The sequence below is a fragment of the Modestobacter marinus genome, assembly GCF_019799945.1.
In the GTDB taxonomy this organism is placed as follows: domain Bacteria; phylum Actinomycetota; class Actinomycetes; order Mycobacteriales; family Geodermatophilaceae; genus Modestobacter; species Modestobacter marinus_B.
Window position 1 is genome coordinate 1 of record NZ_JABGCH010000028.1, and the last position, 22924, is coordinate 22924.

Below are 22924 nucleotides of genomic sequence, written 5' to 3' on the forward strand. Positions count from 1 at the left end.
CTGCCCTCCTCGGCGAGGGCGTCGAGGTTGGGCGTGGCCGCCCGGCCCAGGAAGTCGGGGTCGAAGCCGTCCCAGTCGATGAGCACCAGGTGTCCGGAAGCCCGGTCGGCATCGTCAGGTGGGGCGGCGGCGGCCGGAGACGGGGCCGCCGCGACGGCGACACCGGCGGCCACCGCCGCGGCGAGGCACACGGCGGCAGGCCTGACGGGAGCCGCGGCCGGTTGCCGTGAGGACAGTGCCGGAATGGCCACGGTCGTTCTCTCCAGGAGCGTGGAAGGCGCGGAGCCCCAGCATGGACGTCGACGACCGGGTCAGCGCCAGCCAAGTCGGGCGGGTCGATGCCGAGCTGGTCCCAGGACGACTCCCGACCACGCCGGCGGCGAGATCCTCGCGAGCCCACCGCGGCGAGCGCGGGGAGACGCGGTGATGCGCACGCGTGAGGACCGTCCTCGGTCGAGGACGCCCCGAGGGGTGACAGCACGGCGGCGCGCGACGAAGCCGAGGACGTGGGCGCTGGAGCGGTCCAGCCAGGGCACGTCATCGACGACGAGCAGGAGCGGCCCCGTCGCCGTGTCGTCTGCCGCACGAGTTCCAGGACGGCGGCCGACACCGGGAGCAGCGGAGGCGGCGGGCCCGCGCCCAGACCGAGGGCGACGAGAAGCCCTTCCTGGTGGGCTCGTGGAAGTGCGATGAGGTCCCTGGTCCTGCCCTCGGCCGCCGGCGTCGCGATCCGCACGTCCTGGTCAGTCACCGGGCCGTCCGAGGACGCCGGCCGATCGATGCGGTCACGCCCGCCGCACGGAGCACTCACTCCGCCCCGCTCCCGCCACGGCCGGCGCCGCTTCACGTCGACGTGCTCCTCGGCCGCGTCAGGTGACCGGTGGCGGGACCCCGTCGAGGGTCGCGGCCAGGACCGGGTCCCAGTCACAGGCCGCGCAGGCCGAACGGACGGCTGATCGGGCGAACGTCACCGCCGTCCGGTGGGGATCCTCGGTCCGGCGCACGTCGTCCCAGTCCAGGAGGAACTCGCCGAGGCTCGGCTCCCAGCGGGCCGCCGGCGGCTCCAGGAGGGCATCCGAGTAGCCGGAAGGCGCCGGGTGCGCGTAGGAGTAGAAGGCCGCGCGGGGGTGGCGCTCGTCCCCGGGCCACCACCCGATCGCGACCTCCTGGGCGTCCATCGAGTTCCGCATGATGAACGCCTGGGACGGCGGCTCGGCCGTCCGACCCGAGAAGAGGCTCACCGCCAGGTCGAACGACCCCCACCAGGCGTTGAGGGGTGTCGAGCGACCCCGGTAGGGAGCGCGTACCTCGGCCAGGACCAGGGCCGCCTGGGTCGCCGCGGTGAAGTAGGTCTGCACCTGATCCGGCTCGTACGTGGCGTGCTCGTCGTCCTCGTCCAGCGGTGTGGACCAGGAGGTCTCCTGCGGACGCGGGTCGAACGTCAGTGGTCCGACCATCGTGCGGAGGGTGCCGAGGAGCTCGCGGGTCACCTCTCCCACGGACCGGTGAGGGGTGAGGGGGATCACCCGCCGCCGTCCGTCGCTGTGCTCGACGACCGCGTCGTGCTCGTGGAGGTCCAGGGCGACGACCAGGACTCCCGATCCGTCAGGGGCCGGAAGAGGCTGGGTTTCCCAGCCGCGCGCGGTCAGGCGCAGGGCGGCGTGCTGCAGCTGTGGCTCCGGGGGAGCGAGACGAGCCGACAGCTTGCCCAGGACCTGGGTGTGGCCATGGACGGTGTCGCAGGTCGCCTGCCACTGCTCGAGGGGGAGGGCGGGCCATTCCCGTGCGAGAGGCACGAGCCAAGGTAACGCCGATCGGGCCGGCTCGCGCCTTGCATCAGCACGGCCGGGTGACGCCAGGCGGCGAACCGCACCACCGCGCTGATCGGGAGCCGACTTCGTGCTCCTCCACGAGGCCGGGGACGCCGGCGCCGGCAGTGCTCCGACAGCAGGTCTGGCCCCTCGCCGCTGGACGGGTTGCCCTCCCGCCCTGGACCGTCACATGACCGACGCGGCGCGCGGCTGCACCGGGTCAGTCTGGGTCCCCGGAGCCGGGCCTCCGCCCCGGCGCGTGCCGGCAGACAGGACGCACCATGACCGACGAGCTGATCGTCTCGGAGAGCGCCCAGGGCGTCGCCTCGACCGTCGAGCGGTTGGCCGCGGCCCTGCGGACTCGGGGGGTGACGCTGTTCGCAACGATCGACCACGCCGCGGGTGCTCGCGCAGCCGGGCTGCAGCTGGACGACGAGGTGCTCCTGGTCTTCGGTGATCCAGCAGTCGGCACGGCGTTGATGGTCGCCGACCCGCGGGCCGGGATGGACCTGCCGCTACGGATGCTCTTCTGGAGCAGGGACGGCGTGACCCGGGTCGGGTACCCGGACCCCCACACGCTCGCCGACCGCTATCGCCTCGGAGGCGAGCTCGCCACGCTGGAGAAGCTCCGCGGGTTGCTCGAGCAGCTGACCACGGAAGTCGGTGCGCGGCCTCGATGAGGTTGCCGGACGCGCAGACAGGCCGTGGAGACGACTGGAGAACCGGTCCGGCGGCCACGATCCGCGGCTCCAGCAGGTCGCCCGCTCCCGCACCTCGTCGCGTACTTCCTCGGTGCCGCCATGACTCTCGTCCTCCCGGCTGAGAGCCGCCATCGGGCCCGGCGCCGGACAGCCGGGCCCCGCCCCTCGACCTCGATCGCCGTGATGACCAGCCGGGCTTGACATGGTCGGGCCTCGGCTGGTCATCCGGCATGACGCGGGACATCAGTCCGGTATGTCCTGAGCCAGAGCAACGTCAGCTCGGCAGTGTGCCCGAGGGGCCGTTCCGGGGATCCGGAACGGCCCCTTCTCGCCTCGGAGCCGAACGCCGTCGGCCGCGGATCTGTGAGGCGGCTGGCTTGCGTCGGTCGAGCCGGGTGGCGGCGCGGATGTCGGCTCGGCGAGCGCGACGGCCCAGTGCCTGAGACGGGCGCCACACCCCCTTGCGCGTAGTACCCCCGGGGGGTACACATAGCCATGCATACCACAGGGGGGTATCCAGCATGAAGAGGAGGACGCCGATGAGCGCCAGCCACTACCGGGTGACCGGGATGACGTGCGGTCACTGCGCCAGCGCGGTGACCGAGGAGGTCGTGAAGATCCCGGGCGTCACCGGTGTGCAGGTCGACGTGGCCGCCGGCCGCGTGACCGTCGAGTCCGAGCAGCCGCTGGCCACCAACGCGGTCGCCGCGGCGGTCGACGAGGCCGGCTACGAGGTCGTGCCTGGCTGATCGGAAGCCGGGTGGAGCGCCGGATCCGGCGAGGAGCCGGCGCTCCACCCACCCGGCGCCTAGAGCACCGCAATCCCCACCCCAGCTGAGGTCCGAGGAGGACGACATGGCCGGCTACACCCACGCGAAGGACGAGCACCTCAAGCGGCTGCGCCGCATCGAGGGGCAGATCCGCGGACTGCAGCGGATGGTCGAAGGCGACCAGTACTGCATCGACATCCTCACCCAGGTGTCCGCGGCGACCCGCGCGCTGCAGTCGTTCTCCCTCGGGCTGCTCGACGAGCACCTGGCCGGCTGCGTGGTCGACGCCGCCCAGAAGGGCGGCCCCGAGGCCGACGAGAAGGTCCGCGAGGCCTCCGAGGCGATCGCCCGCCTCGTCCGCTCCTGACGGAGGACGACCTGCGATGAACACCCCCACCAAGCTCGGCGTCTACGCCCTCGGGCTGATCGCCGTCTTCGGCGCGGCCGCCGGCATCGGTTCGGCGGTCGGCCCCCTCGGCGGGTCCACCCAGGACAGTTCCACCCACGGCACCGCCAGCCACGACACTGCTGCCCCCACCCAGTCGCACCCGGAGTTCCCGATGGACACCAGCGCACAGCACGCCTCCGCCGCCCACCTGCCCGCCGGCCTGCAGATCTCCCAGGACGGCTACACCCTCGACGTCCCCGACTCCCTCCCTGCGGGGGCGGCCACCCCCGTGTCGTTCCGGATCCTGGGCCCCGGGGGGCGGCCGGTGACCGCCTACGACACCGCCCACGACGAGGATCTGCACCTGATCGCGGTGCGCCGGGACCTCACCGGCTACCAGCACGTCCACCCGCAGTTGGCCGCCGACGGCACCTGGTCGATCCCACTGGACCTGACCGCCGGCACCTGGCGGCTGTTCGCCGACTTCGACCCTGCGGGCGAGGACGCCGCGCTCGTCCTGGGCGCCGATGTCGCCGTGGCCGGCGACTACGCGCCGCAGCCGCTGCCCGAGCCCTCGACCACGGCCGTCGTCGACGGGTACACCGTCACCCTCGACGGCCGGTTGGCCCCGGGGCAGGAGTCCGAGCTGATCCTGTCGGTCGCCCGGGACGGTGCGCCGGTCACCGACCTGCAGCCCTACATGGCCGCCTACGGACACCTGGTCGCCCTGCGCGACGGTGACCTGGCCTACCTGCACGTCCACCCGGCCGGTGCCCCCGGCGACGGCACCACCGCCCCAGGCCCGGACATCACCTTCTACGCCACCGCACCCTCGGCCGGGAACTACCGGCTGTTCCTGGACTTCCGGCACGGCGACGTGGTCCACACCGCCGAGTTCACCGTCCGCGCCGGCGACACCGCCGCCGCTGCGACCGGCACCCAGGTGCCCACCACCGAGGGTGCCGACGGACACGGCGACGCCGACCACGCCCACGGCTGACGACCGGTCCTGACCACCGCGCGCACGTCTGGAGGACGACGATGAGCTCCGCGACACAAGACACGACCTCCCCGGCCCCGGCTGGCGACAACCACGTCGAGCTGGCGATCGGCGGCATGACCTGCGCCTCGTGCGCGGCGCGCATCGAGAAGAAGCTCAACCGGCTCGAGGGCGTCACCGCCACGGTCAACTACGCCACCGAGAAGGCGAAGGTCACCTTCACCGGCGACGTCACGCCCGCCGACCTGATCGCGACGGTGGAGAAGACCGGCTACACCGCCCACCTGCCCGAACCGCCGCGGCCCCGTCCCGAGGCTCACCGCGAGCTGGCGAGGGGTGAGGAGGACGGGGTCCTTCCACTGCGGCAGCGGCTGCTGGTCTCCGCCGCGCTGAGCGTGCCGGTGGTCGCGATGGCGATGGTCCCGGCGCTGCAGTTCACCTCCTGGCAGTGGCTGTCGCTCACCCTCGCCGCCCCCGTCGTCGTCTGGGGTGCCTGGCCGTTCCACAAGGCGGCCTGGACCAACCTGCGCCACGGGGTCTCGACGATGGACACGCTCATCTCGATGGGCACCCTCGCCGCGTTGGCCTGGTCGGTGTACGCGCTGTTCCTGGGCACCGCCGGCGAGCCGGGCATGACCCACCCCTTCGAGCTGACCATCGCCCGCACCGACGGCTCGGGGAACATCTACCTCGAGGCCGCCGCCGGGGTGACCACGTTCATCCTCGCCGGCCGGTACTTCGAGGCCCGTTCCAAGCGCCGCGCCGGCGCCGCGCTGCGCGCCCTGCTCGAGCTCGGCGCGAAGGAGGTCTCGGTCCTGCGCGGCGGGCGCGAGCAGCGCATCGGCGTCGACCAGCTGACGGTCGGTGACCTGTTCGTCGTCCGCCCCGGCGAGAAGATCGCCACCGACGGTGTGGTCACCGAGGGCGCCTCGGCGGTGGACGCCTCGATGCTCACCGGCGAGTCCGTGCCGGTCGAGGTCGGCCCCGGCGACACCGTCACCGGCGCCACCGTCAACGCCGGCGGCAGGCTGGTCGTCCGCGCCACCCGCATCGGCGCCGACACGCAGCTGGCGCAGATGGCCCGGCTGGTCGAGGACGCGCAGAACGGCAAGGCCGCCGTCCAGCGGCTGGCCGACCGCCTCTCCGGCGTCTTCGTGCCGATCGTCATCGCCCTCGCGGTCGGCACGCTGGGCTTCTGGCTCGGCGCCGGCGCCGGCGCCGGTGCGGCGTTCACCGCCGCGGTCGCCGTGCTGATCATCGCCTGCCCGTGCGCGCTCGGGCTGGCCACCCCGACCGCCCTGATGGTCGGCACCGGACGCGGCGCCCAGCTGGGGATCCTGATCAAGGGCCCCGAGGTGCTGGAGAACACCCGCCGGGTGACCCACGTCCTGCTCGACAAGACCGGCACCGTCACCACCGGCCGGATGACCCTGCTCGACGTCATCCCGGCGGCCGGTGAGGACCGGCGGCAGGTGCTGCGGCTGGCCGGCGCGCTGGAGAACGCCTCCGAGCACCCCATCGCCGCCGCGATCGCGACCGGCGCCGCGGAGGCCGTCGGCGACCTGCCGCCCGCGGAGGAGTTCACCAACGTCGAGGGGCTCGGCGTGCAGGGCATCGTCGCCGGGCACGCGGTCACCGTCGGCCGCACCCGGCTACTGCAGGAGTGGGCCGTGCATCTGGGCCCCGAGCTCGAGGCGGCGAAGGCCGCCGCCGAAGCCGAAGGGAAGACCGCCGTCGCCGTCGCCTGGGACGGCACCGCCCGAGGCGTCCTCGTGGTTGCCGATGCGATCAAGGACACCTCGGCCGAGGCCATCGCCCAGCTGCGCGACCTGGGCCTCACCCCGATCCTGCTGACCGGCGACAACGAGACCGTCGCACGGTCGGTCGCCACGGCCGTCGGCATCGACGAGGTCATCGCGGAGGTCCTGCCCGCCGACAAGGTCGCCGTCGTCCGCCGGCTGCAGGGCGAGGGCAAGGTCGTGGCGATGGTCGGCGACGGCGTCAACGACGCTGCCGCGCTCGCCCAGGCCGACCTGGGCCTGGCGATGGGCACCGGCACCGACGTCGCCATCGAGGCGTCGGACCTGACGCTGGTGCGCGGGGACCTGCGGGCGGCCGCCGACGCCATCCGGCTGTCCCGCACGACGCTGGGCACGATCCGCACGAATCTGTTCGCCGCGTTCGTCTACAACGTCGCCGCGCTGCCGCTGGCCGCCGCCGGCCTGCTCAACCCGATGATCGCCGGCGCAGCGATGGCGCTGTCGTCGGTGTCGGTGGTGGCCAACAGCCTGCGGCTGCGCCGCTTCGCCCAGCTGGCCTCCGCCAACGCCGATGGCGGCGCCACCCGCACGCCGTCCCGCGGCACCCTCACCGGCGCCACGTCCTGACCCCGCAGCCCGTCCCGTCCACGCCGGCGGAACGGTCACGGCCACCGACACCGGTCAGACATCCACCTGTCCGTACCACCCGTCTCGAGGAGCAGTGATGGACCACTCGATGCACACCCAGCGCCCCACCGGCGCCGCCCTGACCCGGCTCGCTGTCAGCGCCACGCTGCACTGCCTCACCGGCTGTGCCATCGGCGAGGTCCTCGGCATGGTCATCGGCACCGCGCTGGGCTGGTCGGACCTGCAGACGATCGTGCTCGCGATCGCCCTGGCGTTCGTCTTCGGCTACTCCTTCACCATCGGCCCGGTCATGCGCTCGGGCCTGTCGCTGCGCGCGGCGATCCCGGTGGCGCTGGCCGCCGACACCATCTCCATCACCGTCATGGAGATCGTCGACAACGCCGTCCTGCTGGCCGTGCCCGGCGCGATGGACGCTCATCTGGACAGCTGGCTGTTCTGGGGCGCGCTGGCCTTCGCCCTCGCGGTCGCGTTCGTCGTCACCCTGCCGATCAACCGCTGGCTGATCAGCCGCGGCAAGGGCCACGCCGTGGTGCACGCCTACCACGGCAGCGGGCACGGAGAGGGGCACGGGAACGGGCACGCGGCCGATGAGCACCAGGCGAGCGGCGCACGCGGCCAGGGGCAGGAGGGACGCGCCCACCACTGAGGTCGGCGCCGGCACCTGCCCGTGCTCACGGCAGGTGCACCTAGGCGGCCTTCTCGGCGTCGCCGGTGACCGCCCTTCCGGCCTGGTCACGACCGGAAACCCGGCGGTTGCACCGGTGCCGCCCCCCAGCGGCGAAGCATCAGTGCCAGCCCGACCAGCCCGCCCACCAGGAGACCCTGATGACGACCACGATTCCGGCCATCCCCGCCGCCACGACCGACGGCCGTGGGGGCGGCCCCATCCGCCGGATCATCGCCGGTGCGCTGATCACCGGCGCCGCGAGTGCTGCGCTGCTCACCCTGGTGGTCTTCGCCGGAGCACGCGAGCACGTCATCACCGGGTCGGCGCTGCTGGGGTTCGCGGTCGGCTGGGTGGTCCTCGCGGTGCTGTCGGCCCGGATGACCGACCAGCCGCAGCGCTGGGCATGGGTACCGGCTGCCGGACTGGCCGCCGCCGGGCTGGGGCTGCTGGTCCTCGCGCCGGGCGACCGGGCGCTGACCGCCGCCGGATGGGTGTGGCCGCCGGTCCTGCTCGCGCTCGCCGTCTGGATGGGCTCCCGAGTGCGCCGCCGCCTGGCCGCCGGCCGGGGCCGCTGGCTGCTCTACCCAGTCGTGGCCCTCACCGCCCTGGCAGCCCTCGGCGGCGCGGTCGAGACCGTCGGGCTCGCCGCCGATCAGCGCAGCCACGCCATGCCCGGGGAGACCTACGACGTCGGCGGCTACCGGCTGCACCTGACCTGCACCGGCTCCGGCAGCCCCACCGTCGTGCTACAGAGCGGGCTCGGCGCGACGTCGGCCAGCTGGGCCCAGATCGTGCCGGCCGTGGCCGGCACCACCCGGGTGTGCGCCTACGACCGCGCCGGGCAGGGCTGGAGCGAGGACGGACCCCACGAGCAGGACGGGATCGCCGCCGCCACCGACCTGCACACCCTGCTGGACCGCGCGGGGGAGAACGGCCCCTACGTGCTCGTCGGGCACTCCATCGGCGGGGACCACGCGATACCCTACGCCGCCCGCTACCCCGAGCAGGTCGCCGGCATGGTGCTGCTCGACGCCACCGACCCCTACCGCGCCACCGGCGCCGATGCGGCCTCCGCCGAGGCGCCCAGCGCGGTCGCCCTGCTGCCCAGCGTCGCGCGTCTGGGCATCGGGCGGCTGCTGCCGACCTCGTTCTGGTCGACCCTGCCCGAGCCGGCCGCCGCGCAGGTGAAGGCGTTCTCCTCCAGTCCCCGTGGCCAGCGCAACACCCGTGACGAGTACGCCACCATTCCCGCGCTGCTGTTCCAGGCGCAGACGCTGACCACCCTGGGCAGCACGCCCCTGGTGGTGCTCACCGCCGCCGGACACGAGTCGGACGCGGTCTGGAACGCCGGCCAGGAGCAGATGGCGGCGCTGTCGACGAACAGCAGCCATCGTTCCGCGGACGCCCCCCACGCCGGCCTGCTCGACGAGGAACGCGGCGCCGCCGCCTCCGTGCAGGCCATCGACGACGTCGTCCGTGCCGTGCGCACCGGCCAGGGTGCTGACGATGCACGCGCTCCGCGCTAGATGTACCCAGCCATCAGGTTGGTGACAGGCGGCTGATGGAGGGCAGGCCGACGACGGGCTCCCGCAACTGGGCGTTCCAAGCAGGCACTGGTCGACTCAGGTGGCCTGTTGCTCGCCTGCGTCCGGGTCGCGGCGAACCCGGCGCCGGGGGAGCCCACCGATCGGCTGTCGCCGCGGTGCCGAGGTGCTCGGCTACGAGGGGGTGGTCGCGCTCGAGGCCCGGCGGGTGACCCGGCGGATGCCCCGACCGCTCTTCGGCCAGTTCATGCCGGCCGGCCGGTGGGACCGGGCTCGACCACCTGACGTGTGGCTGCGCTGGTGCGTGCTGCATCGAGCACCTCGAGGGCGGCGACTGCGTCCCAGGGGTCGACCGGGGGCGGTCCTTCCCCACGGACGGCGCGTGCGAAGCCGGTGTAGAACGCGCTCCAGTCGCCTTGCTGCGAGGGCACGGGGACGGCGACGCCGCCGCGGTGGACGCTGCCCCACCGGCTCTCGGGGACGGTGCCCCACGCGGCTCCCTCCGACTCGGGCGTCCGGCCGGTCGTCAGCCGCGCGGTCTGACCGTCGTCATCGGGGACGACCAGGGTGGCAGCAGCGCCGTCGACCCGGAAGCGCGGGCCGACGTCACCCTGCCGCGCCCAGTTGCCCGTCACGTGCGAGATCGTCCCGCCGTCGTGCCGGAGAGCCACGAAGAAGCCCTCGTCGAACCCGTCTTTCTCCGGTGTCAGGTGCAGCTCGGCGTAGACCGACCGGACCGGGCCGAAGAGGTGCAGCGCCTGGTCCACTGCGTGGCTGCCCAGGTCCAGCAGCGCCCCACCGCCGGTGACCGGGAGGCCCTCCGGTTGCGGCGGCTGCTCCATCCGCGACTCGAACAGTCGCACCTCGCCCAGCGCACCGGCGGTGACGACCTGCTGGACAGTCCGGAAGTCCGCGTCCCACCGACGGTTCTGGTACACGGTCAGCAGGACGCCGGCGCGCTCGGCGGCGAGCGCGGTCTCCCTCGCCGTCGCTGCGTCGCGGGCGAACGGCTTGTCGCACACGACTGGGAGCCCGAGCCCCACCGCCTCGCGCACGAGCTGGGTGTGGGAGTCGAGGGGTGTGGTCACCACGACCGCGTCCACGCCGACGTCGGCCAGCTCGGTGAGGCTGCCTGCGATCGGGACTCCGCGGAGATCTGCGGCGAGAGCGGCGCGCCGTTCCGGCGACCGGACCACGACGCCGCCCAGAACGCAGCCCTCGGCCCGCCCGATCAACGGTGCGTGGAAGAGACGGCCACCCTTGCCATAGCCGACCAAGCCAATCCGCACTGGCGGCACGCTCATGTGACCTCCTCCGACGTGCTCACGCCGTTGCGACCCGTCGCCACCACCGCAAGGGATGTTCTTCACCGCGCACTGTGCTCCTGGGCGTCGTCCCGCCGGGCGCCTCCGACTCCGCGCCGCACGATAGCAAAGGTGAGTACTTTGTCAGTACAAACAGCGCTCAGCTTCGCGCTGCGATCCCTGGTGGCTGCGGACTGCTTCAACATCTGCCCGCGCCGCGGTGGGAGGCCCTGCTCGCCTCGACCGAGCGCAGCGGGAATCGCCGCAGACGCTGCGCGCGGACTCCCGGTGGGTCGGGACACATGACGTCGCCCCCTCACTGGCGATGTGCTGGCGGTTGCTGGCGGCGACCAGATGCGCCGCGGTGAGGCACTCGCCCCGCGCTGGCGCGACGTCGACCTGGACGCCGCGCGGCTTGCTGAGCGCCGCAGCGTCGGCGTGGTGAACCGGGCGCCGGCGAGCAGCTCATCGAGGGTCCCACCAAGACCGGTGAGAGCCGAGTGTCGACCTCGACGCGGGCACCGTGGCCTCGCTCCGCGCCCATCGGGCCGGCGGCCACGGCCCCATCGGCATCCGGAGCGGTTCTCCCGGCGCTTCGCCCAGGTGACCCAGGCGTGCAGGGCGGTGGGGGAGAGCAGCTGCCGGTGGTCCGGCTCTCGGCGTCCCTAGGCTCCCTGCCGGTCCCTTCTGTCAACGGCGGGCGAAGTCCGACCCCCTGGCGGCAGGTGAAAGTTGACCCCCTCGGTGGGTCATGCGTCTTCGGTGGCGGCCGCCTTGGGGCGGCCGAGGTCGCGGTCCTTGAGCCGGTAGCTGTCGCCCTTGAGCGCGATCACTTCGGCGTGGTGGACGAGGCGGTCGATCATGGCGGCGGCGACGATGTCATCGCCGGAGACCTCGCCCCAGCGGCCGAAGGGCTTGTTGCTGGTGACGATCAGCGAGGCCCGTTCGTAGCGGCTGCTGACCAACTGGAAGAACAGGTTGGCGGCCTCGGACTCGAAGGGCACGTAGCCGACCTCGTCGACCACCAGCAGCGGATAGCGGCCCAGCCGGCGTAGCTCGTCCTGGAGCCGGCCGGCGTGGTGGGCCTCGGCCAGCCGGGTGACCCACTCGGTCGCCGTGGCGAACAGCACCCGGTGCCCGGCCTGGCAGGCGCGGATCGCCAGGCCGGTGGCCAGGTGCGTCTTGCCGGTGCCCGGCGGGCCCAGGAGCAGCACGTTCTCCTTGGCGGTGACGAAGTCCAGGGTGCCCAGGTGGGCGATCAGCTCGCGCTTGAGGCCGCGGGCGTGGTCGAAGTCGAACTCCTCCAGGCTCTTGCGGGCCGGGAAGCGAGCGGCCCGGATGCGCCCCTCTCCGCCGTGGGACTCCCGGGCGGCGACCTCGCGCTGCAGGCAGGCGATGAGGAACTCCTCGTGGGTCCAGGACTGCTCCCGCGCCCGTTCGGCCAGCCGAGGCACCGCCTCCCGCAACGTGGGCGCCTTCAGCGCACGGGTCAGGAACGCGACCTCCGCGCTCAGGTCCCGGCCGGTCATGCCACGCCCCCGTCGGTGAGGCCGAGGGCGATGTCGTAGTCACTCAGCGGCCGGATCTGCACGTCCTCGGCCGCCGGGGCGGGGCGCAGCAGCCCGACTCGTTGGGCGCGCAGCGCCCGGGCGGCGGTGATGTGCTCCTTGGCCGCGATCGTCTGATGCCGGGCCCAGGCCCGTTCGTGGTCGGCCACGGTGCGGCCCTCGCAGAGCACCCGGACCCGGGTCAGGTCGGCCACGACCTCGACCCGGCGGCCGATCACGCCGGGATGCACCGAGTAGTCGTTGCCATCCAGGCGCACGTAGTGATCGCGGGCCAGCCGGGTGCTCGTGCGCCAGCCGGTGGCCGGCGCGACCGGCGGCAGGGCGAGCATCGCGGCCAGGTCCGCGGCGATCCGGTCGGTCGGCGCGCAGCCCAACGCCCGCCGGGTGCGGGTGTTTCCCCGGCCCAGCCACTGGGTGATCTGGGCGTTGAAGTCCGCCGGGCCGGTGAAGTCCCGGCCGGGCAGGAACGACCGCTCCAGGTAATCGTGCAGCCGCTCGACCAGGCCCTTGGCCTCCGGATCGGCCGGGCGGCAGATCAGCACCCTCGTCGCCAGGGTGCCCCGGAAGCCCTGGCAGGCCTCGGTGAGCTCGCTGCGCCCGCCCCCAGCGGCCGACCGCGCCCTCGCCGTCCCAGACCAAGGCCCGCGGCACCGCCCCGAGCGAGGCGATCAGCTGCCACCAGCCGGCCAGCAGGTCCTCCGCGGCCCGGGAGGGGATCAGCACCGCGGCCGCCCAGCGGGAGTAGCCGCAGACCATCGTCAGCACCGGCAACTGCGCCGGCGGTCGGGTCTGCCCGCAACCGACTGGCAGCGTGATGGGCGGGAACCACAGGTCGAACTGCGCGATCTCGCCGGCCACATAGGCCGTTCGCGACGCCGGATCCGGCGGCAGGTAGACCGGCCGCAGCTCGGCCACCCGGTCCCGCAGCACCCGGATCGACCGGTCCCAGCCGATCCGCTCGGCGATCACCGTTGCCGGCATCGTCGGCCACGCCTGCAGCAGTTCCCGGATCCGCGGCTCCGCCTCATCGACAACCGACCCGCGCAGCGGCCGGTCGTACTTCGGTGGGCCATCGGCGCGCAACGCCGCCCGCACCGTGTTCTTCGAGATCCCCATGACCCGCGCGATCACCTTGATCGGCATCTGCTCCGACCGATGCAACCGACGGATCTCCGCCCAGTCCTCCACTGCCAGCACCCGCTCGCTCCCCGGCTCGGCTCGAGCCAGGGTCTCGGGAGGGGGTCAACTTTGCGCTGCCGCCAGGGGGTCAGTTTTCAGGCGCCGTCGACACCTTCGTCGTCACCGATCGACGAGTCCCAGGTGTCGGGCCGACGCGAGTTGTGGTGAATCCAGATCAGCACGCATCGAGCTTCCTGTGGACCAGGGCGTAGGGACCACCCTCCTCTCTGCTCGTCGGTCGGCCGGTGGCTGTTCTCGGTGCTGCGGAGGCGACCGGCTCGGTGGAAGGAGAAGCGCGGCGCGTCCCCGCTGAACTCACTCACGAGCCGGGGCAGTCGTCGTGATGGAGCGACTGGGACCGACAGCCAGCGAGGTGGTCGACGAACAGCGACGGGTGGCAGGCGTGCCGCTACCGTTCTGACAGCTCGATCGGGAACGGCAGGGAGGCGCTGACCCGCTCGCCGAGGCCTAGAGTTCGGACCGGCCTTCCTCTGCGGGGGTCATCCGCCAGGTGAATGCTCCATTTGCAGAACACGTTGAGCTGCTGGCTCCCGCGGGTCCCGACGGCCCCCGGCGGCCTGGCACGAGGGGATGGCGTCATGGGTGCGAACGTGGCCGGGAGGCACCAGGTCGTCGTAGTGGGGGGAGGGTTCGCCGGACTCAACGTCACCCGCGCCCTCGACGGTGCCGATGTCGACGTGACGCTGGTGGATCGTGCCAATCACCATCTCTTCCAGCCGCTGCTGTACCAGGTGGCGACGGGCATCCTGCCTCCCGGACTCATCGCTCCGGCGCTACGCGGTGTGGTGAAGCGGGAGAGAAACGCCCGGGTGCTCCTCGCGGACGTGCAGGACCTCGACCTGGACCGGCGGACGGTCGGTGCCCGGGCCCCGGACGGGCGACTGCTCGAGCTTCCCTACGACACGCTCGTCGTCGCTGCCGGGGCGACGCACTCCTACTTCGGCAAGGACCAGTTCGCCGAGTACGCCCCGGGCATGAAGACGATCGAGGACGCCCGGTACCTGCGCGACGCAATCCTGGCCAAGTTCGAGATGGCCGAGATCGCCACCGACCCCGTCGAGCGGGCGGAGTGGTTGACGTTCGTGGTGGTCGGGGCCGGACCGACGGGCGTCGAGCTCGCCGGGCAGATCGCGGAACTGGCACACACGGTCCTGCCCCGCGTCTACCGCTCCGCGGACACGCGTCAGGCGCGGATCATCCTGCTGGAGGGCGCGTCGGCCGTCCTGCCCCCGTTCGCGCCCAAGCTGCAGGCGTACACCAAGAAGCGCCTGGAGGAGATGGGGATCGAGGTACGACTGAACACCCTGGCCGTCGACATGGACCACCAGTCCATCACGGTCAAGGGACCGGACGGGCTGGAGACGATCCGGACGGGCAGCCGCATCTGGGCTGCCGGCGTCCAGGCCTCCCCGCTGGCCCGGATGCTGGCTGCGAAGGCCGGCGTCGAGACCGACCGCGCGGGTCGGATCCCGGTCGGTCCCGACTGCACGGTGCCCGGCCACCCGGAGGTCTTCGCCATCGGCGACATGGTGTCGCTGGGCAAACTGCCGGGGGTGGCCCAGCCGGCCATCCAAGAAGGCAAGTACGTCGGTCGGGTCATCAGAGACCGTCTCGCCGGCCGGCAGACGCCGCCCTTCAAGTACTTCGACAAGGGCACCATGGCCACGATCGGGTACCGCTCCGCCGTCGCCGACGCCTTCGGGGTGAAGGTGACCGGCTTTCCGGCCTACGTCATGTGGATCTTCATCCACGTGCTGTACCTGGTGGGCTGGGGCAACCGGTTCGGCACCCTCTACACCTGGGCCCGGGCGCTGTGGCTCACCCACAACCGGGGGAACCTGCTCATCTCGTTCCAGACGGCGCAGCGTGAGCTGGCCGAGGGCCACACCCCGGTGCGCCCGCCGACCATCCTGCCTCGGAGCACGCGTCCTCCCACCCCGGATGCGGAGGAGGCCATCCCCGGAGCACCGCGGGAGGTCGGCGGCACCGCCTGACGCTGGGCGGTCAGCCGGCGCTCGTCGGGTTCGGTGAAGGCCCGGTCGTCCCGCGCACCACGAGCTCTGCGGCCACCACGACCTCCCGGTGCTCGGTGCGGCCGCCGTCGAGCCGCTCCACGAGTGCGGCCACGGCGTGACCGGTCAGCTCCCGGGGGTTATGGCTGACCGTGGTGAGGTCGATGTGTGCCAGCCGGGACAGCGGACTGTCGTCGTAGCCGACGACCGACACGTCGGCCGGGACGTCGACGCCGGCTCGCACCAGAGCGTCCAGGAGCCCCCCGGCCGAGCGGTCGTCGAAGGCGAGCACGGCGGTCGGCGGTGGGTCGGCGCCCAGGATGGTCCGTGCGGCCCGCACCCCGACTCCTCCGTGAAGTCGCCGGAGACCACCTGGAGGCACCCACCGAGCCGGTGCCGGTGCATCGCCCGCTGGGAGCCGCGGCGTCGGCCGGTGGCGACCGCACCGCGACCGCCGTCGACGTAGGCGATCCGACGGTGGCCCAGGCCCACCAGGTGGTCGACAGCCTCCTCCACCCCCGCGTCGTCGGCCGCCCGCGCGACGTCGACCCCGTCGGACGGCAGGGGCCGGCCGACGAGCACCACGGGGAGCTGCCGGTCGAGGGCGGCCAGACGCGCGCCGGGGGCCTCGGGGCCCAGCAGATCCAGGGCCCCGCAGCGGGAGTCGAGCAGGGTCTCCACGGCCCGGCCCTCGTCCCGAGTGCGGGTGATCGCGCCCAGGACGAGGTCGTAGCCTTGCCGACGGGGATCCCGAGCTGTTCGGCGCCCCAGAGACTCTTGATCTGCCCCGCCGCCCAGGGCGGCGATGGTGAGGACCTTGGGCCGCCCAACCGGGCGATGCGCAGGTTTCGCACACAGGAGGCCAGGGCTGGGCGGCCGACGACCGGACTCCTGGCGACCGTGCTCAGACCTCGACCGCGGTGCCGCAGATCCCACAGAGCTCGAGCCGCCGGCGTCCCCACCGGGCGATCGGCACGAAGAACGCCGTGAACTGCTTGACCTGCCGCACCTGCGCCCACTGCGTGGTGTTGCCGCAGCGCGGACAGGTGCGGACCGCGCCGGGGCCCAGGTCCTGCTGCTTGGTGCCGAAGCCGAAGAGGAAGAACACGCCGCCACCCTAGGCAGCGGACCGAACCGGCTGTCCGGCGCGATTGCACCTGGCCCCGCCGCGTTTCGTCGCCTGCCCGCGGCTGCTCTCTCGTGCACGCCACCGGGCCGTCGTCGTGGCGGGTCGGCGAGGTGGCGCCTCGGTCAAGCGGCATCCTGGTGGTGCCGCGACGGTGGCCGGAGTGGTCGTCGCCGAGGGGTTCCTGGACGAGCACCCAACGCCTGGACCTGGGCATGAGTCGCGACGGTCCCAGGCACACCCCTCGCAGCCACCCTGGAAGTTCGGAGGGCAGGGTTCGAACCCTCAGTCCGGCCGCTGTGAGCGAGCGGGATCCGTGGTGTCGGCCATGTTGCCGTCCGTTGACGCTGGGACGCTGTGCATCGACAGGCGCGGTCGTGGGATCCACGATGCGTGTGGGTGTGTGGCGACCGGGGGAGGGCGCATGGCGGACGTCGAGCCTGTGAAGCCCGGTGCACTCGTGCGGCGGGATGCAACCAGCGTTGTCCCATCGCCGCGATGGGCGGTCAGGCTGGCGAGTCGGCGCACGGCAGTCGTTGCCGGCGTGCGCGCGCTGACCGCCAAGCCGCTCCTGCCGGCCTCGGCGCTCGCCGTCGCAGCATGGGCCGCGGCGAAGGTCGCTGCGGGGGCCGCCGGCAGAGGTCGAGCAACCCGGGGGCCCGTCGGGGCCGAAAGGGTCGGCCGAGTCCTCGGCCCCCGGGCTCCTGGTGCGACGCTCGAGGTGTCGTGGACCCGCGTGGAGATGCGATGGCGGGGATGAGCCTCGGCACTGGAGGCGGGGTGCCGTAGGGGAGGCGTCTCGGAGCCGCTCCTGGCGAGAGCGAGCAGTGGTCTCCGACGCCACCTGGCGAGCTTCCAGCTACGCGATCACTCCTGACATCCACAGCCACGTCGGTCCCGCTCAGCAGTGCGAGCCGCGGACCGGCTCGACAAGGCGCTGCGGTGGTGACCGTTGCTGTACTCACGCGCGCCGAGTGCCGCGGCCCGTGGAGGTGAACGCCGGCGAGACCGGCGCGCTGGGCGAGCTGCTCGCAGCGCCGCAGCACGTTGCGCGGCTCACCGGCGTATCGATCTCCGTGGTGAACACCAGGCCGCTGTCCCGCCAGCCGCGTGCGGCCGAGCGGGGTTCGTCGTCCTGCCGCACTCGGTGCGCCCGGAGCGTGTCGACGGCCGAGCGGGGGAGGGACACGGTCCTGCGGGACTTGTCGGCCTTGAGCTCGTCGAGCTGCAGTCCCTCCGCGAGCATCACCCGGAACACGTCGTGCCCGGTGGTCATGTGGTGCCGGAACCTCTCACGTGTGCACCTGTGACGGCCCGTGGAATCGGCCGGGAGATGGCTACGTCGCATTCCGGCAGCGTCGCCGTGGTGCGCTGGGCCGGGTCAATGCAGGCAAGAGGGTTCCGAGTACCGGTTCCCACTCGGACGTCGTGGCATGAGCCACGATCCCGCGGACGCTGAACGGATCGTCGGCGACCCACCGGTCGACGTCGCCGCGGGCAGCGGCTCGGAACAGCAGGAGTGCACCGGCGGGCTCGTCCGGTCCGAACGGTCCAGAGACCAGCAACGCGCCCTGATCCGCGAGGCTGCGCAGGTAGTCCCGATGCTCGGCGCGCAAGGCGTCCCGGCCGGCGACGTCATCGGTGTACCGGTAGGTGACTGCGTAGATCAACTGGTCTCCTCGGGATGAAGGTCGGTCACTGACGTCAGGAACAGGGCGCGAGGTGAGCGTCGATGACGGCAGCCTTCACGAGACCCTCAGGTCGGCTGGCGGACCGTGTCACGGCGGACACTGGTCGGTCGTCCGCCGACGAGTCCACGAGAGGGCCCACCGGTCAGGGTGGACCCTCTCGTGATCGTGTGGAGGTCGTCGGGGGCAGTCCGAGGCTTCCGGGAACCGGCCAGCTGGATCAGAAGGTGGTGACCACCAGCTGGTAGCAGGTGGCGAGGATGGCCACGAACCCGACACCCGCGACGGCGTTCTGCCACCAGCGGTTGCGCAGGTCGCCCATGAGCCTGCGGTTGTTGGCGAGGATGACCAGCAGCACTCCGAGCATCGGGGCGACGATCACGGTGAGTGCCTGCGCGATGATGATCAGCTGGACCGGCGACGTGCCCTGGGCCAGGACGGTGACCGTGGCGCCGAAGGCGAGCACGCCGAGGACGCCCAGTTTCACCGAGCGAGAGGAGAGCCGGTTGCCCCAGCCCAGGCCGTCGGAGAGCAGCGTCCCGCCGGCGGTGGCGTTGGCGATCATGGCGGAGAGCGCGGCGCCGGTGAAACCGAGGGCGAAGATGACTCGTCCGACCTCACCGGCGAGCGGCTCCAGGACGCCGGAGAACTGGGCGATGGTCGCGCCTTCTTCGCCGCCGGTGCCCCCGAGCACGGCCGCAGCGGCAGCGATGACCAGGGCGGTCATGATGCCGGGGGCCACGATGCCGGGGATGGTGTCGGCGATGGTCGTCTCGCGGTACTGCTCGCGACGCAGGCCGCGTTCCCGGGAGGCGTAGCCGGCGTAGAAGGCGGCGTTGAGGGAGAAGTTGGTGCCCACCAGGGCCACGAGCAGCAGGCCGACCCCGGACGGGACGGTGGGCAGCAGCCCGGCCGCGGCGTCGCCCCAGTCGGGTCGGGTGATGATCGCGGTGGCGATGAAGGAGACGGCCATGGTCGCGACGATGGCCAGCACGATCTTCTCGATGACCTTGTAGGCCTGGCGGGCGAACACGATCACCGCCACCAGGGCGCTGCAGCCCAGCGTCCACCACACCGGGGAGCCGCCGAGCACGAGGGAGAGGCCTAGGCCGGAGCCGACGGCATTGCCCACGGAGAACATCAGGGTGATGGTGAAGACGCCGAGCCCGGCGACCACGCCGGTGACCCGGCCGAGGGTCTCCTTGATGGTCTCCACGACCGAGCCGCGGGACATGACGCCGACGCGGATGCTCATGTCGGCGAACATCAGCATCAGCACGGTCGACAGGGCGATGACCCAGATCAGGGAGTAGTAGAAGCGGCTGCCGGCCTGCACGGCCGAGACCAGGTTGCCGGGCCCGAACTGCCAGGCGCCGACGATGAACGCCGGTCCCATGAGACCGACCATGCGCAGGAACTTGTTGCGGCGGGGCCCGGTCGCGGTGGAGGTCTCCTCCGCCTGGGGTGCTGGTGATCGCCGGGTGGAGCGTGGGTTGGGGGAGTGTGAGACGGCGGACGACTCGGACATGTCGATTATCACGTTCCTCGCCCTCCGCGGCGTAGCCGCGGAGTTCATCGGGAGCTGCGAAGTCACCGAGTCGTGGCGCCGGCGGGCAGCGCACCTCGGTGTGCGGGGAGGGCCGGGACGGCGGGTGTCGCCGCCCCGGCCGGCTCTGATCGCCGTAGCGGCGGTCAGAGCCCGTCGTGCCGGAGGTGTCGAGCGGCTCAGACCAGTTCGGCGTGCTTGAGCGCCAAGGTGATCTCGTCGGCCGCCGAGGGCGCCAGCGGCAGCAGCGGCGGCCGGACCGTGGCGTGGTCCAGGACCCCGCGGGCGACCAGCGCGTGCTTGAGCGCCACGGTGCCCTCCATGTGCGAGCCACGGTGGTAGACCGCCTTGGTGAGCGGGAGCAGCTTGTCGTGGAGCTCGTGGGCCCGGTTGTAGTCCCGGGCCTGGCCGGCGGCGATCAGCTCGACCAGGAGCTCCGGGGCCATGTTGCCGTAGCCCACCAGCAGGCCGTCGACGTCGAACATCGTGGGCAGCAGGTACTCGTCGTGGCAGGAGAGGATCTGCAGGTCCGGGTGGGCCTCCCGCAGAGCCGGGATCTCGGTGTACCAGCGGCGCATGTTCCGCACACCGTTCTTGGTGGCCACCACGCCGGGCTGGCCGGCGATCTCCAGCTGGGTCTCCAGGTCGTAGCTGGCCTTGGTCACGTCGGGGTACTGGAAGAGGATGGTCTGCAGGCCCGAGGCCTCGTGCACGGCCTTGTACCGGCCCTGCGGGGCGCCGGGCTGGAAGCCGAACCGCAGCCAGCCGTGCGAGGGGTAGACCAGGGCGCCGGTGGCTCCGGCGTCGGCGGCCCGCTTGGCCTCCTCGGCGGCGGTCTTGTCGCCCTCGGTGGTGATGCCGGCGATGACCGGCACCTTGCCGTCGACGGCCTCGACCACGGTGCGGATCAGGGCGACCTGCTCGTCCTGGGTCAGGTAGGTGCCCTCGCCGGCGTGGCCGAGGAGGACGAGTCCCTTGACACCCTCGAAGGAGATCAACCACTGGGCGAGCTTGGCGTTGGCGGGGTGGTCGACGTCGCCGTCGCGGGTGAAGGCGGTGACGGGGGCGGGAGTGAGGCCGCGAAGGTCCATGGCGGACATGGGGTACTCCTTGACTGGGTGTGTGGAACGTTTCGGGAACGTTCTCGGGAACGTTCCCAGTACAGCAGGGCATGTGATCCGGGTCAACCCCTTGGAGTCAGATGCATCACAAGACGCGGGCCTCGGTCACCCTTCGTCACCGACGATGAAGGGTCCTGCTGGCGTCACCTCGCGCCCGGGCCGAGGTCCTGCCAGGTGCCCGCGTCCCACCATCGCCGACCAGTGATCGGTGATGCCGTCGTTCGCGTCCGCATACGCTGAGGTGACAGGAGGACTCGTGACTCAGGATCAACAGACCCGTCTCCGTGCCACGCCGGTGACGCTGCTCGACGTGGCCGCCGCCGCCGGCGTGTCGAAGTCCACGGTCTCCCGCGTCCTCGACGAACGGCTGCCGCGCTCGGAGAACGCCACCGCCCGGCGAGTGCGGCAGGTGGCCGCCGAACTCGGATACGTCCGGGATCCCTCCGCGTCCAACCTGCGGCGAGGCAAGACGATGACGATCGGGGTGGTGGTGCCCCGGTTGACCGACACCGCGATGGCGATGCTCTACGAGGCGCTGGCGCACGCCGGCAGGCGGTCCGGCCACTTCACCATCGTGGCGACCACCGATGACGAGCCGGACGCCGACCGGACCGCAGCGGAGGCACTCCTGCAGCGCCGGGTCGACGGGCTGATCCTCTCCACAGCCCGTCTCGGCGACGACTTCCCCAGTGAGCTCGCCGCCAGTGGGGTGCCCTACGTGCTCGCTCTGCGCTCCGACGGTCACAGCCTTGCTTCGGTCGGGGACGATGAGCTCGGCGGCTATCTGGCGACCCGGCACCTGCTCGACCTCGGGCACCGGCGCATCGGCCTGATCGCCGGCCCGGAGTACGCCTCGAGCGCCCGCGGCCGGGGTGAGGGCTATCGGCGGGCCATGGCCGAAGCAGGGGTGGACCTCAACCCGGCATGGGTGGCCGCGTCCACCTTCGGGATCGACGCCGGCGCCCAGGCTGCACGCGAGCTCATGAGCCTGGACCCTCGGCCCACCGCCGTCTTCGCCGTCAACGACAACACCGCGGTCGGCGCGTTCTCAGCGTTCGAGAGCCTCGGCCTGTCCGTGCCCGAGGACGTGTCGCTGGTCGGCTACAACGACATCCCGATCGTCAGCCACCTCCCCACCCCACTGACCTCCGTGCGGGTGCCGTTCGACCAGATCGCCAGCGCAGCCCTCGAGCTCCTCATCTCCGGCCCGCAGGGAGAGAGCGGCCGCGTCAGAGTGGCGCCGCCGACGCTCATTCCGCGCCGGTCGACGGCCTCCGCGCCGGCGAACTGAGGCACGGCCGTCGTGACGAGCGGTTGCTGGGCTTCTCGAGTCACCGCCACGTGGCCGGACGCGAACACGCCCGCGGGCGTCGGCTCGCAGGAGCGGCCGGATGCCCGGGCCCGTCCGGCCGGTCGCGGCGGCGACTGGCGGACTGCGTCGTCCTGCGCGAGATCTCTTCCGGTGCGGTGCGCGGCTGTTGGCGGCCTACGGTTCGGCGGTGAGTTCCTCGCTGACTGTTCGCCCGGCTGCGGTCGAGGACGTCGCGCAGATGGCGCGCGTGAACGTGCGGTGCTGGCAGGAGACGTATCGGGGACTCGTGCCGGACGCGGTGCTCGATGACCCAGGCTTCCTGGCTGCCCGGGAGCGGTTCTGGTCTGCCGCGTTGACCGACGAGCGCTATCGCGTGAACCGCGTGGCTGTCGCCGAGCGGGACGGCGAGCTGGTCGGGATCGCCATGTCAGGCCCGCCCCTGGACGCCAGAGCGGCGTGGGGGAGGCAGCTGTACGTGCTCTACGTGCACGCGGCCGACCACGGCTCGGGTGCTGGACCTGCGCTGCTGGAGGCGATCGTCGATCCGGAGGAGTCGGTGGCGCTCTGGGTGGCCGACCCGAACCCTCGTGCACAGGCGTTCTATCGCAGGCACGGCTTCGTTGCCGACGGGACCGCCCAGGTCGAGGGCGGGGTGCGGGAGATCCGCATGGTCCGCGTGCAGCACGGTCGGTGATCCCGCTGCGCGGATCCGCATCCGCTCGGCTCGCTTCGAGCCACCGCTCAGGAGACGCCGGGCA

The 22924-nt window shown here is 72.4% G+C and carries 20 protein-coding genes and 2 pseudogenes; 10 read left to right on the forward strand and 12 right to left on the reverse strand.

What is annotated here, in order from left to right:
• Together HK417_RS19345 and HK417_RS19350 are read right to left on the reverse strand one after the other, a co-directional pair.
• On the reverse strand, window positions 1–191 hold a 191-nt coding region (locus tag HK417_RS19345), incomplete at its 3' end, for a hypothetical protein (RefSeq protein ID WP_222269717.1).
• 678 nt (window positions 192–869) lie between these two features.
• Window positions 870–1796, reverse strand: coding sequence for a DUF5996 family protein (locus HK417_RS19350; protein ID WP_222269719.1), 927 nt, complete (start codon window positions 1794–1796; stop codon window positions 870–872).
• Window positions 1797–2092: 296 nt separating this feature from the next.
• Between HK417_RS19350 and HK417_RS19355 the strand changes: the two genes are divergently transcribed.
• The 7 genes from HK417_RS19355 to HK417_RS19385 all read left to right on the forward strand — a co-directional run bounded on the left by HK417_RS19355 (window position 2093) and on the right by HK417_RS19385 (window position 9271).
• Window positions 2093–2491, forward strand: coding sequence for a DUF302 domain-containing protein (locus HK417_RS19355; protein ID WP_222269721.1), 399 nt, complete (start codon window positions 2093–2095; stop codon window positions 2489–2491).
• Between the two features lie 560 nt (window positions 2492–3051).
• Window positions 3052–3261 carry a heavy-metal-associated domain-containing protein gene (locus HK417_RS19360; protein ID WP_222269723.1) on the forward strand — a complete coding sequence of 70 codons (210 nt, stop codon included), beginning with the start codon at window positions 3052–3054 and terminating at the stop codon, window positions 3259–3261.
• 106 nt (window positions 3262–3367) lie between these two features.
• Complete coding sequence (locus HK417_RS19365; protein WP_222269725.1) at window positions 3368–3649, forward strand: metal-sensitive transcriptional regulator; 282 nt, start codon at window positions 3368–3370, stop codon at window positions 3647–3649.
• A gap of 16 nt (window positions 3650–3665) precedes the next feature.
• Window positions 3666–4670 carry a hypothetical protein gene (locus HK417_RS19370; protein ID WP_222269727.1) on the forward strand — a complete coding sequence of 335 codons (1005 nt, stop codon included), beginning with the start codon at window positions 3666–3668 and terminating at the stop codon, window positions 4668–4670.
• Between the two features lie 41 nt (window positions 4671–4711).
• On the forward strand, window positions 4712–7057 hold the full coding sequence (locus tag HK417_RS19375) for a heavy metal translocating P-type ATPase (protein ID WP_222269729.1): 2346 nt from the start codon (window positions 4712–4714) through the stop codon (window positions 7055–7057).
• A gap of 97 nt (window positions 7058–7154) precedes the next feature.
• Complete coding sequence (locus HK417_RS19380; protein ID WP_261327340.1) at window positions 7155–7724, forward strand: DUF4396 domain-containing protein; 570 nt, start codon at window positions 7155–7157, stop codon at window positions 7722–7724.
• Between the two features lie 179 nt (window positions 7725–7903).
• Window positions 7904–9271 carry an alpha/beta fold hydrolase gene (locus HK417_RS19385; RefSeq protein ID WP_222269731.1) on the forward strand — a complete coding sequence of 456 codons (1368 nt, stop codon included), beginning with the start codon at window positions 7904–7906 and terminating at the stop codon, window positions 9269–9271.
• 263 nt (window positions 9272–9534) lie between these two features.
• Here HK417_RS19385 and HK417_RS19390 read toward each other — a convergent pair whose 3' ends face one another.
• The 3 genes and pseudogenes from HK417_RS19390 to istA form a co-directional block, all read right to left on the reverse strand.
• Window positions 9535–10593, reverse strand: coding sequence for a Gfo/Idh/MocA family protein (locus HK417_RS19390; RefSeq protein ID WP_261327341.1), 1059 nt, complete (start codon window positions 10591–10593; stop codon window positions 9535–9537).
• Between the two features lie 749 nt (window positions 10594–11342).
• Entirely contained in the window at window positions 11343–12122 is a 780-nt protein-coding gene (gene istB, locus HK417_RS19395; RefSeq protein ID WP_222269733.1) for an IS21-like element helper ATPase IstB, read from the reverse strand.
• Window positions 12119–13358: pseudogene (gene istA, locus HK417_RS19400) on the reverse strand (IS21 family transposase). Before istA ends, istB begins: the two are co-directional and overlap by 4 nt.
• Before the next feature lie 581 nt (window positions 13359–13939).
• Here istA and HK417_RS19405 point away from each other — a divergent pair.
• Window positions 13940–15355, forward strand: a complete 1416-nt coding sequence (locus HK417_RS19405) for an NAD(P)/FAD-dependent oxidoreductase (protein WP_222269735.1) — start codon at window positions 13940–13942, stop codon at window positions 15353–15355.
• 10 nt (window positions 15356–15365) lie between these two features.
• Here HK417_RS19405 and HK417_RS26595 read toward each other — a convergent pair whose 3' ends face one another.
• The 7 genes and pseudogenes from HK417_RS26595 to HK417_RS19435 form a co-directional block, all read right to left on the reverse strand.
• The gene (locus HK417_RS26595) at window positions 15366–15713 is read right to left on the reverse strand and encodes a substrate-binding domain-containing protein (protein ID WP_222269737.1); all 348 of its coding nucleotides are present in this window, start codon (window positions 15711–15713) and stop codon (window positions 15366–15368) included.
• Window positions 15714–15826: 113 nt separating this feature from the next.
• Window positions 15827–16309 (reverse strand): annotated as a pseudogene (locus HK417_RS27005) (LacI family transcriptional regulator); the annotation flags it as partial.
• Complete coding sequence (locus tag HK417_RS19415) at window positions 16278–16481, reverse strand: zinc-ribbon domain-containing protein (protein WP_222269739.1); 204 nt, start codon at window positions 16479–16481, stop codon at window positions 16278–16280. The pseudogene HK417_RS27005 and the gene HK417_RS19415, both read right to left, overlap by 32 nt.
• Window positions 16482–17460: 979 nt before the next feature.
• The gene (locus tag HK417_RS19420) at window positions 17461–17775 is read right to left on the reverse strand and encodes a hypothetical protein (protein WP_222269741.1); all 315 of its coding nucleotides are present in this window, start codon (window positions 17773–17775) and stop codon (window positions 17461–17463) included.
• Window positions 17776–17836: 61 nt separating this feature from the next.
• Entirely contained in the window at window positions 17837–18169 is a 333-nt protein-coding gene (locus tag HK417_RS27010) for a YciI family protein (protein ID WP_222269743.1), read from the reverse strand.
• Window positions 18170–18407: 238 nt separating this feature from the next.
• Entirely contained in the window at window positions 18408–19715 is a 1308-nt protein-coding gene (locus HK417_RS19430) for an Nramp family divalent metal transporter (protein WP_222269745.1), read from the reverse strand.
• A 197-nt stretch (window positions 19716–19912) separates the two neighbouring features.
• Window positions 19913–20833, reverse strand: a complete 921-nt coding sequence (locus HK417_RS19435; protein ID WP_222269747.1) for a dihydrodipicolinate synthase family protein — start codon at window positions 20831–20833, stop codon at window positions 19913–19915.
• 277 nt (window positions 20834–21110) lie between these two features.
• Between HK417_RS19435 and HK417_RS19440 the strand changes: the two genes are divergently transcribed.
• Both HK417_RS19440 and HK417_RS19445 read left to right on the forward strand, forming a co-directional pair.
• Window positions 21111–22145, forward strand: a complete 1035-nt coding sequence (locus tag HK417_RS19440) for a LacI family DNA-binding transcriptional regulator (RefSeq protein WP_222269749.1) — start codon at window positions 21111–21113, stop codon at window positions 22143–22145.
• A 208-nt stretch (window positions 22146–22353) separates the two neighbouring features.
• Window positions 22354–22860: a GNAT family N-acetyltransferase gene (locus HK417_RS19445; RefSeq protein ID WP_308123712.1), complete on the forward strand. Its 507-nt coding sequence runs from the start codon at window positions 22354–22356 to the stop codon at window positions 22858–22860.
• Window positions 22861–22924: the final 64 nt, after the last annotated feature.